This is a genomic window from Streptomyces sp. NPDC052225, from assembly GCF_040679615.1.
Taxonomy (GTDB): Bacteria; Actinomycetota; Actinomycetes; order Streptomycetales; family Streptomycetaceae; genus Streptomyces.
Map to the genome: position 1 here is coordinate 69400 of NZ_JBFAVD010000018.1, position 13852 is coordinate 83251.

Here is a 13852-nt window from a genome sequence, read left to right on the forward strand (position 1 = left end):
CGGACCGGGCGGGGCCCGTTCATTTGGCGTCGGCGTAGCACTCCACGACCGCCACGGTGAACGGGAACCGCGTCGGTGTCTCGCCGAACGTCAGGCGCCCCGCGAGATCCGCGGCCTCGCGGATCGCCTCGGCGACCTGCTGCGCCTCCTCCTGCGGGCAGTGCACGATCACCTCGTCGTGCTGGAAGAAGACCAGCTCGGCCGCGAGGTCGGTGAGGGAGCGGCGCAGCGCGCCGAGCATCAGCAGGGCCCAGTCGGCGGCGCTGCCCTGCACGACGAAGTTCCGGGTGAAGCGGCCGCGGGCGCGGGAGCTTGAGGACGCGTAGCCGTACGGGGAGTCGCCGCCGGAGCCGCCCGTGCCACCTGCCCCGCCGGAGCCGCCCGTGCCGCCTGTGCCGTCCACGGACTGCTGATCGGGGTCGGCCTGAGGGAGGCCGGCCTCGCCGAAGTCCTGGTCGGCGGTGCCGACGGCGGGCGGGCAGGTGCGGCCGAGCCAGGTGCGCACCAGCCGGCCTTCTTCGCCGGCGCGGGCCGCCTCGTCGACGTAGGCGACGGCCTGCGGGAAGCGGCGGCGCAGCAGGGCCAGGTTCTTCAGGCCGTCGCCGGAGGTCTGCCCGTATATGGCGCCGAGGACGGCGATCTTGGCCTGGTCGCGGTCCCCGGAGAAGGCGCGGTCGGAGATCGCCTGGTACAGGTCGGCGGCCTGTCCCGCGACCTCCATGAACGCGGGGTCGCGGGAGATCGCGGCGAGGACTCTCGGCTCCATCTGGTCCGCGTCGGCCACGACGAGGCGCCAGCCGGGGTCGGCGACCACGGCGCGGCGGATGACCTTGGGGATCTGCAGCGCGCCCCCGCCGTTCGTCGTCCAGCGTCCCGAGACGCTGCCGCCCGGGAGGTACTCGGGGCGGAAGCGGCCGTCCCTGACCCAGTCCTGGAGCCAGGACCAGCCGTGCGCCGTGTAGATCCGGTACAGCTTCTTGTACGCGATCAGGGGCGCGACGGCCGGGTGGTCGACGGACTCGATCTCCCAGCGCCGGGTCGACGTGATCTTGACGCCGGCCTGGGCGAAGGCCTTCACGACGTCCGATGGGAGATCGGGCCGGACACGGCGGCCGAAGGCGGTGGAGATCTCGTCGGCCAGTTCGGCGAGGCGGCGGGGTTCGCCGCCGCCCGCGTACCGGTCGCCGAGGAGTTCCTGGAGCAGGGCGCGGTGGACGTCGGCCCGCCAGGGCAGGCCCGCGGCGTGCATCTCGGCGGCCACGAGCATGCCCGCCGACTCGGAGGCGGTGAGCAGCCGCATCCGGTCGGGCAGGCCGGTCGCGTCGTGGCGGCGCTGCTGGTCGGCGTAGACCTCGACGAGGTCGGTCAGGGGTACGTCGACGGGTGGGCGCGGTTCGAAGAGGGAGGACTGGGAGCCGGGGGCGGCGACGCGGGGCGGCGGGTCCTGCGGGACGGGTCCGCCGCGCAGGCGGGCCAGCGCCGCGGCGGCGGACCGGGGTTCACCGTGCCGACCCGCGTGGGCGATGAGGAGGTTCTCGGCGGCCTCGATGTCGTAGCAGCGCGGGACGGTGAGGCCGGCGGCGAGCAGCCGGGGGTAGACGGCGTGGGTCTCGCGCCAGACCCAGCGGGTGACGTCGGGCCGGGAGCGGACGGACTCGGCGAGGTCGGGCTCGCGGACGACGGGACCGGCGGGCAGGCCGTCCGGGCCCAGCGGCACGAGGTCGGCGCCGCCGTGCTCGGTGGGGGCCAGGGCCCAGCGTTCGTTCACGTGGCCGAGTGTCACATTCGGCACTGACATCGCGGCTGAAGCGGGAGGGGCGGGGAAGGGAGGGGCGGGGGGGCAGGGGGGGGGAGGGGAGCCCCCCCTCAGCAGAGAAAAGCCCTCCCTCAGCTGTCCCCGCCCTCCTCGATCAGCCGCCGTACCTCCCGGTCGATCAGCCCGAGTCGGGCCTCCGCGACCAGGGGCACCGCTCTGCGTTGTCGTCGCGCCTCGTGGACGTCGATGTCGACGGTGACGAGGCCCGGCTCCCATTTCGGTGCCTGGGCGACGACGGTGCCGCGGGGGTCGACGACGCGGGAGCCGCCCCAGAAGGAGGCGCCGTTCTCGTTGCCGACGCGGTTCACGAAGACGACCCAGCACTGGAGCATCTTCGCCGTGTAGGCGAGCAGCGTGTCCCAGTACAGGCCGGTGTCCATGGCTTCGGGGTCGAGGGTGGCGGCGCTGTTCGCGGGGACGATGACGACCTCGGCCCCGTCCTGCACGGCGAGCCAGGGCAGGACGGGCTGCCAGGCGTCGTTGCAGACGAGTGTCGCGGCGCGGCCGTGGCCGCCGGGCAGGTCGTAGGCGCGCAGGTGCTGGCCGGGGCTGACGTGCTTGCGTTCTTCCCAGGCCAGGTAGTTCGGCAGGTAGAGCTTGCGGTGGGAGTGGAGGAGGGCGCCGCCCGCGTAGTAGGCCGAGGTGTTGTGGGCGCGCAGGCTGGTGTGTTCGTGGAAGCCGACCAGGACGTCGGGGCCGGTGTCCGGCGCGGTCAGGGTGAGCAGGCGGGGGTCGTCCGCGGTGATCGACGTGTCCGCGTTCAGGGCGCCGAGGTGGTAGCCGTGGAGGCTGAGCTCGGGGAAGACGACGAGGTCGGCGTTCTGGGCCGCGGCCTGGGTGATGTGTTCGCGGGCTGTGGCGAGGTTCGCGTCGACGTCACCCAGCGCGCAGTCGGTCTGTGCCAGAGCCACTCTCATGTGCCCGAGCCTCGCAGGGTTGGCCTGCGGCGGCATCTTGACCTTCGGGGTGGCCGTGTTCCCCGGGGACAGGGTGTCGTTGGTGCATCGTGGGTGGCTCGTACCGTCTGTTCTCGGTGTCCGTCAGGGGCGCCCGGCTGGAGGCCTGTCTTGCCGATCCACCGTCGTGGCTTGCTCACCGGAACCGCCGTCCTCGCCGGCGGTCTGGCCGTCGGTTCGGGGACCGCGCGGGCCGCCCGTGACGGCGACCTCACCCGCCGCCTCGCCGCCCTGGAGCGGCACCACGGCGCCCGGCTGGGCGTGTTCGCGTACGACGTGCGGACCGGGGCGGTCGTCCGGTACCGGGCCGACGAGCGGTTCCCGATGTGTTCCACCTTCAAGACGCTCGCGGTCGCCGCGGCGCTGCGTGATCTCGACCGGCGCGGTGAGTTCCTCGCCCGGCGCGTGCGCTACTCGCAGGCCGACATCGACCGTGCGGGCGGCGCGCCCGTCACCGGCAGGCCGGAGAACCTGGCGCACGGCATGACGGTCGCCGAGCTCTGCGCCGCCGCTGTCTCCTTCAGCGACAACACCGCGGCGAACCTGCTCCTGCGCGCGCTCGGCGGCCCCACCGCGGTGACCCGCTTCGCCCGTTCGGCCGGCGACCGCGTGACTCGGCTCGACCGCTGGGAACCGGAGCTGAACTCCGCCGAGCCGGGTCGCGTCACCGACACCACCACCCCGCGCGCCATCGGCACCACGTACGCCACAATCGTCCTCGGCGGCGGACATGGCGGCGGATACGGCGGCGGAGGCGGCCGCGGAACCGGCCGCCTCCTCGCGCCCGACGACCGTGCCCGCCTGACGGGTTGGCTGCTCGGCAACACCACGAGCGGGGAGCGTTTCCGTGCCGGGCTGCCCGACGGCTGGGTGCTCGGCGACAAGACCGGCACGGGCTCGTACGGCACGGCGAACGACGTCGGGATCGCGTGGAAGCCCGCCGCGGACACTTCCCGTCATGCGGACCCCGTCGTCCTCTCCGTCCTCACCACCAAGCCCGACAAGAACGCCCGGCCGGACAGTCGACTGGTCGCCCGCGCAGCCGAGTTGATCACCGGGGCCCTCGGCTGAGCGGTGCCACCACCGGCGTGCTCTCGTGCTGGTAGATGATCGAGCTGCGGAACGTGACGACCTCGCGGCGCGGGCTGAACCGGTTCGTGAGGAGGGCGTGGAGCTGGTCCACGTCCTGCGCGGCGACGTGTGCCACGAGGTCGTCGCCGCCCGCGACGACGTACACCGTGAGCACTTCCGGGAGCCCGGCCACGTAACTCTTGATGCTCTCGATGACCTCGCGGCTCAGCGGGCGGATCTGCGGGAAGATCAGCGCCTGCACGCGGCGGTCGAGGGCCGCGAGGTCGACGGTCGCGCGGTAGCCGGTGATGACGCCCCGGTTGCGCAGCGCGCCTCCCGGCTCGGTGCGAGCCTCGGCCGACAGGGCCTGCTGCCCCGCGCCGTCGGAGGGTCGCGGCGGGTCGGTCTCGCCGCGCTCGCCACCGTCTCGGCCGCCGTCACTCTCGCCAGCGCTGCCGGCGCGGTCCCCCTTGCCGCCCTGCTGCACGCCACGTCCGCCTGCCTGGTCGCGGTCACCGTGGCCGGTCTGGGGGCGGCGACCAGACTGCTGCCGCGCGGGACGGCGCTGCACCGGGGCGCCGTCGTGGGCGGCGCGGTGACGGGCGCGGTGTTCTGCGGCCGCGTACCTGCTGCTGCCCGTACTGCTCGCGCCGACGGCGGATCGCGTACGGGCCCGAACTGGCCTCGCCCGCCAGCCGGTTGACCGTCAGCGACCCCAAGCGTCCGTGTAGGCCTCGCCCGCCGGCTGGTTGACCGTCAGCGACCCAAGGCCTCCGTGTAGGCCTCGCCCACCAGCCGATTGACCGTCAGCGACCCAAAGCCTCCGCGTAGGCCTCGATCGCCGGCCGCGGCGCACGCCCCAGAAGCTCGCGCAGCGCCGACCGCTCGCCCGCCGCGATCCCGGAACCGTCCATGAAGCCCGCCGCGATCGCCGAGTACGTGCCCACGAGCATCGGCACCTGGAACGCCAGGGCGCCGGAGTCGGCGATCCGGGTACGGGCCTCGGCGAGCGTGCCCGGCGCGTACGCCGCCCCGCTCGCCGCCGCCAACTCGGCGCCGCCCACGGCCACTTCACCGATCAGCTCGTACGTGCGTCCCGCGTGCGCCGCGGGATCGAGGGCGACCCGGGCGGCGACCTCAGCGAGGTCGGCGCGGGCGACGGCGGCGAGCCGCCCCGTGCCGAGCGGCGCGCTGATCACACCGTCGGCGTCGGGCGCGGCGAGGAAGGAGAGGAGCTCGGCGTAGAGGCCGTTGCGCAGCACCGTCCAGGACGGGAGGGTCGACTCGCGCAGCCGGCGCTCGGTCCAGCGGTGGGCGAGCGCGTACGTGAGGTGGTCGCCGTCGCCGGACAGGCTCGTGTAGACGACGTGCCGCACGCCCGCCTTCTCGGCCGCCGTGATCGCCGCGTCGTGCCGGGCGATGACGGCGTCGTCCTCCCCGTAACCGGCCGAGATCAGCAGTAGCGTCGTCACCCCGTCGAACCCGGCCGTCAGGGACGCGGGGTCGTCGAAGTCGATCCGCCGCAGGCCCTCCGCGTCCGCGGGCGCGCGGGTCCCGAACAGAACGTCGTCGCGGCCCGCGAGCCGCTGTGCGATCAGCGTGCCCAGTTCGCCAGAGGCGCCTGTGACCAGCAGCATGGAAGATCCCCCTCGTCGAGTGCCTTGTCGGTGCTGAGACCATCGTGGGGGCGCGGGAGCGGCCGCGGAAGGAGGCAGTTTCATGTCAGTAGGGCACACCGGGGTAACCACTCCGGACCCGGTCGTCACCTGTGAGGACCACGACGACTGCGGGATCCGCGACGTCCTCGACCGGCTCGGCGACAAGTGGTCGGTGCTCGTCGTCGTCGAACTCGCTTCGGGCGTACGGCGGTTCAGGGAGCTTCAGCGCGCCGTCACCGGCATCTCGCAGCGCATGCTGACGCTGACGGTGCGCCGCCTGGAGCGCGACGGACTGCTCAGGCGGACCGTGTACGCCACCGTCCCGCCGCAGGTCGAGTACGAGCTGACCGAGACGGGCCACAGCCTCACGCACCTCATCAAGGGCCTCGCCGACTGGTCCCGCGCGCACAAGCCGGCCATCGCCGCCTCCCGCGCGGCCTGGGACGAGGCCGACCGGGCATGACCGAGACCACGGTCGACCGTGCCTTCGCCGCCGCCCTGTACGCCGAAGACGACACCCGGGCGCAGGGCACGGACACCGGCGCCTCCCTCCTCGCCGCCGACCCGTCCGCGGACGCCGAACTCGACGCCCGGGGGCGGGAGTTCGTGCGCCGGGCGTGGGAGCGCGGCTGGCAGCCGGCCGACGTGATCCGCATGGTCGTACGGGAGGAAGGGCTCGACGCGGCGCACGTACGCCTGGCCGCCCGGCTGATCCGCGCCGAGACGGCCCGCTACGACACCCTGCCGCCGCGCTGGTCCGCCCAGCTCGCGGAGCTGCCGGACGAGGCCCCCGCGCCCACGGACCGGTTCTCCGCCGCGACCCGCGCCCTGGAGCTGTACCGGCTGCTGCTGCGGCTGCCGCCGATCGAGCCGGTCGGCCCGGTGCCGGGGGCGTCGGTGACGGCGCCGGTGGCGGGCGATTCCCGCGCTCTCGCCCGGATCCGCGCGCTGCTCGCGAAGGCGGAGGCGACCGGGTATCCGCCGGAGGCCGAGGCGCTGACCGCGAAGGCGCAGGAGCTGATGGCCCGGCACGCGGTCGACGAGGCGCTGCTCGCGTCCCGTACGCATGCGAAGGACGCGCCGGCCGCGTGCCGGATCGGCGTCGACGCCCCGTACGAGACGGCGAAGGCGGTGCTGCTCGACGCGGTGTCGACGGCGAACCGCTGCCGTGCCGTGTGGAACAGCGCGTTCGGCTTCTCGACGGTCGTCGGCTTCGCGTCGGACCTGGAGATCGTGGAGCTGCTCTATACGTCACTGCTCGTGCAGGGCGACGCCGCGATGACGCGGGCCGAGGCGGAGCAGCGGGCGGGCGGCAGAAAGCGTACGAAGACGTTCCGGCAGTCGTTCCTCGCCGCGTACGCCCATCGCGTCGGCGCCCGGCTCACCGCGGTGGCCGGTGAAGTGACCGCGGCGACGGGGGAGGTGCTGCCGGTCCTGGCGGCGCGGGACGTCGCGGTGGCGGACCGGACCGAGGAGATGTTCCCCGAGACGGTGACGACGCGGATGAGGGGCGTCACGGACGAGGCGGGCTGGGACGAGGGCACGGCGGCGGGCCGGCGGGCCCGGATCGACAAGCCCTAGACGCGTCCTGCCGCCCGCTCGATCCGTTCGAGCAGCCGGTGGTGGCGCGCGGCGTGCGCGAAGTCCGGCACCACGGACGTGCCGTCCGCCAGATCGCGGCGGATCTGTGCGTACGCGGCGCCGACGTTGTACGCGTCGGTGCCGCGCAGGGCCGCGAGGCCGGGCTCGAAGTACCGGTCGGGGACAGGGAGTTGGGCGAGCTCCCTCGCCTCGGGGCCGCTCGCCCCGGTGAGGACGTACTCGCCCATCTGGAGGTGCCCGTGGTCGCCGGTGACGACGAGGTCGCCGTCGGTGCCGTTGATCTCCCAGTGGAAGTTGGTGCCGCGGGTCAGGCCGCCCCGGTAGTGCACGGAGGCCACCGCGCCGGAGGCGAGCACCGCGCCGAGCACGACCTGGTCGGCGACGTCGGGCCGGTGCACGATGCCGGTGCCCGGGTCCTTGAGTTCGCGGCGCCGGGTCGCGGTGACCGTGCTCACGGAATCGACGTCGCCCAACACCGACGTCAGCCCGTCCAGGGTGTGCCCGAACGGAATGGTGAGCATGTTGGCGCCCGCGGCCCGGTCGAGCAGGTAGGCGGCGCCCTGCGGGAACTGCGCGCCCCAGCCCCGCCCGGAGGCCACCAGGCTGGTGGAGAGCACCTCGCCGGCGTACCCGTCGGCGACGAGGTCGCGCAGGTAGCGCACGAGCGGCGCGGAGCGCGCCTGGAGGCCGGTGAAGGTGCGCACCCCGCGCCGCGCGGCGAGCGCGGTCAGCTCCTCGGCCTCGGCGAGTCCGGTGCCGAGCGGCCACTCGGAGAACACCGCCTTCCCCGCGGCGAGGGCGGCCTCGATGATCTCCCGGTGGTCGGGCACCTTGACGGTGACGACGACGAGGTCGACCTCGTCGGACGCGGCGAGTTCGGCGGCCGAGCCGAACGCGTGCGGGACCCCGTACTTCTCGGCGGCCTGCCGCGCGGAGGCGGCGCTGCTCGCGGAGAGCGCGCGCACCTCGAACCCGTCCAGCTGCCGCAGCGCGGGCAGGTGGCCACGGGCGGCCCAGCCGCCGCGCGCGGAGAGGCCGACGATGCCGACGCGGACGGGTGGCTGCGGGGACGACGGCATGGCGGGCTCCTCGGGGGCGGTACGACAGCAGGCGGTATGGTGTTCGACGTACGACGAACACAAGATGCGGGGAGTGTACGCACGCCATCGAACACTCTGCAAGATCGACTGAGTGCTCCATGGATCGGCCCAGCGCTCGATGAGTTCCACGGCCCGCGCCGCACGCCCGGACCCCACCTCGGACCTCGGACTCGCCCCGGACTCCACCTCGGAAGGGAAGCCCCCACGATGACGGCCCAAGAGACCGCGACCCCTGCTCCGACCCCGACCCCGGCCCCCGCCGGCCATCGCACGGCCCCCACCCACGTCCACCCCCGCGAGGTCTCCCTGGAGTCCGCCCTGCTGGCCCTCGCGGACCCCGTCCGCCGCACCCTCGTACGGGAACTGGCCGCGTCCGGCCCCTGGCAGCGGACCTGCGGCACCTTCGACGTCCCGGTCACGAAGGCCACGCTGAGCCGCCACTTCGCGGTGCTGCGCGAGGCGGGGCTCCTGGAGCAGAAGGATGCGGGGGCGCGCCGCCTGAACCGGCTGCGCGAGGAGGAGTTCGGCGAGCGCTTCCCGGGCCTGCTCGACCTGGTCCTGCGCGACGAGGCCTGAGCGCGGGCCGGACCGCGGGGCGCGAGCCCGGCTGGCCGATTTAACGGCGTATGACCGTATTCTGGCGAGGTGAGCTGGTTCCGGGCGCTGAAGGACACCACGCGCTCGGGCCTGACGGTCGAGCGCAAACGTCTGGAACCCCTGATCGCCCTGCGCGGCGCCGCGGGCCTCGCGATCGTGCTCACCGTGGCCCTGACCCTGTTCGGCCCGGCGGTGGCGGCGGGCTCGGCGTTCGGCGCGTACCAGGCGGCGATCGCCACGTTCCAGCGCAGCTGGCGCCCCCGCCCCGAACTGGCCATCGCCTCCGGCGCGAGCCTCGGCCTCTCCACGTTCCTCGGCTACCTCACCGGCTCGCACCTCTTCCTCTTCCTGCCGCTGCTCGCGGTGTGGACGTTCCTGGCTGGCCTGGCCTGGGCGGCGGGCCCGACGATCGGCATCATCGCCTCGTCGAACGTCGCGATGATGCTGGTCACCATCACCCTGCCGACGTCGATCGGCCAGGCGGCGGGCCACGCGGCGATGATGGCGTTCGGCGGCCTGGTGCAGGCGACGCTGGTGATCCTCTTTCCCGTACGGAGATGGGGAGCGCACCGCGACGCGCTGGCCGACGCGCTCGCCGCCGAGGCCGACTACGCGCGGCGGCTGCGGCACGACCCGGTCGCGCCGTTCGACCCGCAGCCGCTGATGCTGGCCCGCAGCGCCGCCGCGCTCACCCCGCGCCAGGCCCGCACCCGCCCCGCCCAGCTGCACGGCACCCGCGGCATCGCCGAGCGGATCCGCCCGGTCCTCGCCTCCCTCGCCGACCCGGCGGTGGGCGTCCCGGCCGACGGTCCGGAACGCGACCGGGTGCGTGAACTCCTCGCCGCGGCGGGCTCGATCCTCGACGCGGCGGCCCGCGCGATCCGGCACGGCACCCCGGTCACGATCCCGTCGGGCGCGATCGCCGCGTTCCGCACGCCGGACACGGGCGCGATCCTCGCGGGCCCGCCGGCGCGGGCGGCCAAACGCCTCGGCTCACTGCTGCGCGACGTGGTGGAGACGGCGGGCGGCGTCGAGGAGACCCCGGCCGCCACCTGGGCCCACCCGTTCCGCCGCGCCCGCCCCGTACCTCAGCCCGCGCCCCCGCCCCAGGCGAAACCGCTCAGCCGCCCCACGCTGATCCAGCTCCTGCCGGTCGCCGTGCGGGCGATCCGCAAGGAGGCGAGGCCCGGCTCCCCGATCCTGCGCCACGCCACCCGGGTCAGCACCGTCGCGGTGGCCGGCTACCTGATCGGCAACGCCCTCCCGCTCGGCCACGGCTACTGGGCGCCGATGTCGGCCGTGATGGTCATGCGCCCGGACTTCTCGCAGACGTACTCCCGTGCGGTGGCCCGCTTCGGCGGCACCCTCGTCGGCGTCACCGTCGCCACCGGCATCGTCCAGCTCGCCGACCCGGGAACGACGTTGTCCGCCGCGCTCGCCGTCGTCTTCGCGGGCCTGATGTACCTGCTCATGCGCACGGGCCAGCTCGCGGCGCAGGCCTGCGTGGCCATGTACGTGGTGTTCCTGCTCGGCATGGGCGGCGAGGCCTGGGACCAGACGGTCCCCGAACGCGTCGTCCTCACCCTCGTCGGCGGCCTGCTCGCGATGCTCTCGTACGCCCTCTACCCGGCCTGGGAGACCCCGCGCCTGCGCACCCGCCTCGCCGACTGGCTGGCCGCGCTCGGCGAGTACGCGGCCGCGGTCGTCGGCCACTACGCCCGCCCCGAGGGCAAGGCCTGCCCGGACGTCCGCGAGGCCCTGCTGAAGGCCCGGGCCGCCCACATCGCCTGGCTGGAGGCGGCGGCGCGGGCCAAGACGGAGCCCGTACGCCACCGCGGCCTGTCCCGCGCCGCGGCCGACGACGCCGCCGACGCCCTGCATCACCTGGGCCGCGTGGCGATGCTGATGGAGGCGCACCTGCCGGACCGCGACGCCACCCCGGTCCCGGCGGCCGCGGCGCTCGCCGACGCCCTGCGCACGGCGACCGCCGACGGCGCCCGGGCCCTGCGCGAACGCCGGGTCCCGCGCTGGAAGCCGGTCCGCGACGCCCTCGACGCCTGGGACGGCGAGGGCGTCCCCGACCGGGTGGTCCGCCGCGGCGCGGGCCTGCTCCTGGAGACCCTCGAAGACCTCTCGGACGCCCTCGACCACGACGTACCACCGATGACGGTCAAGCCGGCGGACGCGGAGAAGCCCGGCCCGTAAAACCCGTGCCCGGCCCGCAGGACCCGTCAGCCGGTGGGCAGCCCACTGGGAAGGGCACTCGGCAGCCCGCCCGGCAGCTTCCCGTCCTTCGACTTCGTGAACGTGTCCTTCGCCCCGCCGTCCCAGGACACCGTCATCGTCGTACCGTCGCCGGACTGGACGGTGCCGGTGTTGCGCTCGGTGTTCCCGTCGGCGCACTTCAACGCGAACGTCAGCTTGCCCGTGTCGGCGACGCTGCCGGTGCACAGATGCCCGTCGCCGGTGCTCAGCGACGCCTGCTTGCCGCCGACGACGAGCACGACGGCCTGCCCGTCGGTGGTGGCGCTCCAGATCCCCTCGGCATCCTTCGCGGACCCGACGGAGCCACCGCCGTCGGCCGGGGCGGACGAGGAACTCGGCGTCTTCGACTCCTTGTCCTTGCCGCCGCCCCCGTCATCCCCACTGCACCCGCTGACGGCCAGCGCGGCCACGACAGCGGCGGCCCCCGCGACGACCCGTACGTTCCTGATGTGCACGACATCCCCCTACGTCACTGCTGTTGCCCGGGCGGAAACGCCCCGCAAGTTACCAGCAGTCACCAGGAGGACTTGCGGACGCCGGGCAGGAATCCTGCGTGCGCTTGCTCACGCACCCGGATCCTCGACAGCCCGAAGGCCCGCAGATAACCGCGGGGCCGCCCGTCCACACTGTCCCGGTTGCGTACGCGGGTGGCGCTGGCGTCCCGGGGCTGCCGCGCCAACTCGGCCACGGCTGCGGCCCGTTCGGCATCGGTACTGCTCGCCCGCCGCACCACAGCCTTCAATGCGGCCCGCCGTACGGCATACCGGGCGACGACGGCCCGCCGCCGCTCGTCCTTCACGACCTTGCTCTTCTTAGCCACGATCCAGCCCCTCACACACGCACGCCGCGAGCCCGAATCCGGGCGACGGCAGCTTCGATCCCGATGGAATCCACGGTCTTGATCCCTTTGGCACTGAGCCGCAGCCGCACGTGACGGCCCTCGCTCGGCAGCCAGTACCGCTTGCGCTGGACGTTCGGGTCGAAGCGGCGCGAGGTGCGCCGGTGGGAGTGGGAGATGGAGTTGCCGAAGCCGGGGGAGGCCCCGGTCAGCATGCAGTGCGCGGACATGACAGTGATGCACCTCTCGTCAGGAACGGAGCAGCCGCTATTGAAAACGACAGCCATTTTCATATACTAGCCACATGGCACGCAACGAACTCCGACCGGTGATCAAACTCAGGTCCACCGCGGGGACCGGCTTCACGTACGTGACGCGCAAGAACCGCCGCAGCGACCCCGACCGCATGACCCTGCGCAAGTACGACCCCGTAGCGGGCCGCCACGTCGACTTCCGAGAGGAGCGCTGAGCTTCATGAAGAACGGCATCCACCCCACGTACGGTCCCGTCGTCTTCCGGGACCGCGCCGCGAACCACGCTTTCCTGACCCGCTCGACAATGACGAGCGACCGGCTGAGCGGGACGATCGAATGGCAGGACGGACACACGTACCCCGTGGTCGACGTCGAGATCTCGAACGTCAGCCACCCCTTCTACACCGGTAACCAGCGGGTCCTGGACACCGCGGGCCGTGTGGAGCGCTTCGAGCGCCGGTTCGGGAAGCAGGCCGGCCAGAAGCAGTCGGGCCGGTGAACCGACTGCCCGTCGTGATCGTCGGCGGCCTGCACGCGGATGCGCGGCGGGCCGCCGTCGACGAGCTGCTCACATCCATTCCCGGCAGCGTCGCCCTCCACCACGACCTCTCCACCGCCGTACAAGGCACGGTCGTCAGAGCCCTCCGCGACGCCACCGGAGTCCTCACCACCGGCGAGGCCCCCCTCGTCAACGACTGCGCGTGCTGCGCCCTGCGCGAGGACCTGGTCCCCGAACTGGAACGCCTGGCCGACGCGGGACTCACCCGCCTGGCCGTGGTCGAACTCTGGGACTCGGTGGAGCCCAAGGCGATGGCGGAGGTGGTGACCGGCCACGGCGGCGAACACCTCCCCCTCGCCACCGTGATCACCGCGGTGGACCCGGCGCTGCTCCTGCCCTACCTGGGCAACGGCGACGACCTCATGGACGCCGGTCTCGCCGCGGCCGCCACCGACCAGCGCACGGTCGCCGACACCTGGGCACGCCAGCTGGAGTACGCACCCGTACTCGCCGTCGCGGATTCACCGGAGGCCGACGACGAGGACCGCGCCCTGCTCACCCAGCTGCACCCCACGGCCCACCAAGTACGCCTGGGCAGCGGCACGTTGGCCCCGGCAGCACTGACCGGAAGCTTCGACGTGGAGGCGGCGGCAGCGGCCCAGCACCCGGCCTGCGCCCTGCTGCCCACCGACGCGGACGAAGCAGGCGTGGCGACGATGGTGTGGCACGCCCGACGCCCGTTCCACCCCGAGCGGCTCTACGCGGCCCTGGAGGACCTCACCTGCGCGGCCGCCCGCAGCCGCGGCCGCTTCTGGCTGGCCGACCGCCCGGACACCCTGCTGCACTGGGACGCGGCCGGCGGCGCCCTGTGCGTGGAGAGCGCGGGCCCCTGGCTCAAGGCGCTGCCCGACGCCGCGTGGGACATGGTCCCGCCCATGCGCCGAGCAGCCGCGGCCCTCGACTGGCATCCCGAACACGGCGACTGCTGCCAGCACCTGGTCTTCACATCACCGGGCCTGGACCGCGAAGCCCTGGATCAACTCCTGCACTCCTGCCTCCTGACGGACGCGGAGTACGCACAAGGCAAGACAGCGTGGCGCCACCTGAAGCAAACCCCGGCCTTCGACACGTTCCTGCAACCCGAAGCCTGAGACCACGCACCCGCAGCCACGAACGAACGCGAGGGGACGCGGCGG

At 73.7% G+C, this 13852-nt stretch carries 16 protein-coding genes; 8 read left to right on the forward strand and 8 right to left on the reverse strand.

Annotated elements, in window-relative coordinates:
* Positions 1-19: 19 nt before the first annotated feature.
* Positions 20-1768 carry a bifunctional 3'-5' exonuclease/DNA polymerase gene (locus AB0L37_RS24895; protein WP_365509451.1) on the reverse strand — a complete coding sequence of 583 codons (1749 nt, stop codon included), beginning with the start codon at positions 1766-1768 and terminating at the stop codon, positions 20-22.
* Between the two features lie 119 nt (positions 1769-1887).
* On the reverse strand, positions 1888-2733 hold the full coding sequence (locus AB0L37_RS24900) for a nitrilase-related carbon-nitrogen hydrolase (RefSeq protein WP_365509454.1): 846 nt from the start codon (positions 2731-2733) through the stop codon (positions 1888-1890).
* A gap of 171 nt (positions 2734-2904) precedes the next feature.
* Here AB0L37_RS24900 and AB0L37_RS24905 point away from each other — a divergent pair, with 171 nt between their 5' ends.
* Positions 2905-3843 carry a serine hydrolase gene (locus AB0L37_RS24905; RefSeq protein ID WP_365509457.1) on the forward strand — a complete coding sequence of 313 codons (939 nt, stop codon included), beginning with the start codon at positions 2905-2907 and terminating at the stop codon, positions 3841-3843.
* Here AB0L37_RS24905 and AB0L37_RS24910 read toward each other — a convergent pair.
* Both AB0L37_RS24910 and AB0L37_RS24915 read right to left on the reverse strand, forming a co-directional pair.
* Entirely contained in the window at positions 3824-4330 is a 507-nt protein-coding gene (locus AB0L37_RS24910) for an Lrp/AsnC family transcriptional regulator (RefSeq protein ID WP_365509460.1), read from the reverse strand. The two genes, AB0L37_RS24905 and AB0L37_RS24910, sit on opposite strands and share 20 nt — an antisense overlap.
* A 319-nt stretch (positions 4331-4649) precedes the next feature.
* Entirely contained in the window at positions 4650-5480 is an 831-nt protein-coding gene (locus AB0L37_RS24915; protein ID WP_365509462.1) for an NAD(P)H-binding protein, read from the reverse strand.
* A gap of 82 nt (positions 5481-5562) precedes the next feature.
* Between AB0L37_RS24915 and AB0L37_RS24920 the strand changes: the two genes are divergently transcribed.
* Entirely contained in the window at positions 5563-5964 is a 402-nt protein-coding gene (locus AB0L37_RS24920; protein WP_365509465.1) for a helix-turn-helix domain-containing protein, read from the forward strand.
* The gene (locus AB0L37_RS24925; protein WP_365509468.1) at positions 5961-7082 is read left to right on the forward strand and encodes a DUF2786 domain-containing protein; all 1122 of its coding nucleotides are present in this window, start codon (positions 5961-5963) and stop codon (positions 7080-7082) included. Before AB0L37_RS24920 ends, AB0L37_RS24925 begins: the two co-directional genes overlap by 4 nt.
* Here AB0L37_RS24925 and AB0L37_RS24930 read toward each other — a convergent pair.
* Complete coding sequence (locus AB0L37_RS24930) at positions 7079-8182, reverse strand: Gfo/Idh/MocA family oxidoreductase (protein ID WP_365509471.1); 1104 nt, start codon at positions 8180-8182, stop codon at positions 7079-7081. The genes AB0L37_RS24925 and AB0L37_RS24930 overlap by 4 nt on opposite strands.
* Positions 8183-8410: 228 nt before the next feature.
* Here AB0L37_RS24930 and AB0L37_RS24935 point away from each other — a divergent pair, with 228 nt between their 5' ends.
* Positions 8411-8779: a helix-turn-helix domain-containing protein gene (locus AB0L37_RS24935; protein ID WP_365509474.1), complete on the forward strand. Its 369-nt coding sequence runs from the start codon at positions 8411-8413 to the stop codon at positions 8777-8779.
* A 69-nt stretch (positions 8780-8848) separates the two neighbouring features.
* Positions 8849-11005: an FUSC family protein gene (locus AB0L37_RS24940; RefSeq protein ID WP_365509477.1), complete on the forward strand. Its 2157-nt coding sequence runs from the start codon at positions 8849-8851 to the stop codon at positions 11003-11005.
* Positions 11006-11031: 26 nt separating this feature from the next.
* On the opposite strand, the gene AB0L37_RS24945 is transcribed toward AB0L37_RS24940, so the two are convergent.
* The 3 genes from AB0L37_RS24945 to rpmB are packed head-to-tail and all read right to left on the reverse strand — an operon-like array spanning position 11032 to position 12133.
* On the reverse strand, positions 11032-11520 hold the full coding sequence (locus AB0L37_RS24945; RefSeq protein WP_365509480.1) for a hypothetical protein: 489 nt from the start codon (positions 11518-11520) through the stop codon (positions 11032-11034).
* A gap of 59 nt (positions 11521-11579) precedes the next feature.
* The gene (rpsN, locus tag AB0L37_RS24950; protein WP_365509483.1) at positions 11580-11885 is read right to left on the reverse strand and encodes a 30S ribosomal protein S14; all 306 of its coding nucleotides are present in this window, start codon (positions 11883-11885) and stop codon (positions 11580-11582) included.
* An 11-nt stretch (positions 11886-11896) separates the two neighbouring features.
* Positions 11897-12133 carry a 50S ribosomal protein L28 gene (gene rpmB, locus AB0L37_RS24955; protein ID WP_365509486.1) on the reverse strand — a complete coding sequence of 79 codons (237 nt, stop codon included), beginning with the start codon at positions 12131-12133 and terminating at the stop codon, positions 11897-11899.
* A 74-nt stretch (positions 12134-12207) separates the two neighbouring features.
* Between rpmB and rpmG the strand changes: the two genes are divergently transcribed.
* Genes rpmG through AB0L37_RS24970 form a run of 3 tightly spaced genes read left to right on the forward strand, consistent with a single transcriptional unit; the run spans position 12208 to position 13807 of the window.
* Positions 12208-12372, forward strand: a complete 165-nt coding sequence (gene rpmG, locus AB0L37_RS24960) for a 50S ribosomal protein L33 (RefSeq protein WP_057612397.1) — start codon at positions 12208-12210, stop codon at positions 12370-12372.
* A 5-nt stretch (positions 12373-12377) separates the two neighbouring features.
* The gene (locus tag AB0L37_RS24965; RefSeq protein ID WP_365509490.1) at positions 12378-12656 is read left to right on the forward strand and encodes a type B 50S ribosomal protein L31; all 279 of its coding nucleotides are present in this window, start codon (positions 12378-12380) and stop codon (positions 12654-12656) included.
* Positions 12653-13807 (forward strand): GTP-binding protein, encoded by a 1155-nt coding sequence (locus AB0L37_RS24970; protein WP_365509493.1) that lies wholly within the window; start codon positions 12653-12655, stop codon positions 13805-13807. The genes AB0L37_RS24965 and AB0L37_RS24970 overlap by 4 nt, the downstream gene beginning before the upstream one ends.
* Positions 13808-13852: the final 45 nt, after the last annotated feature.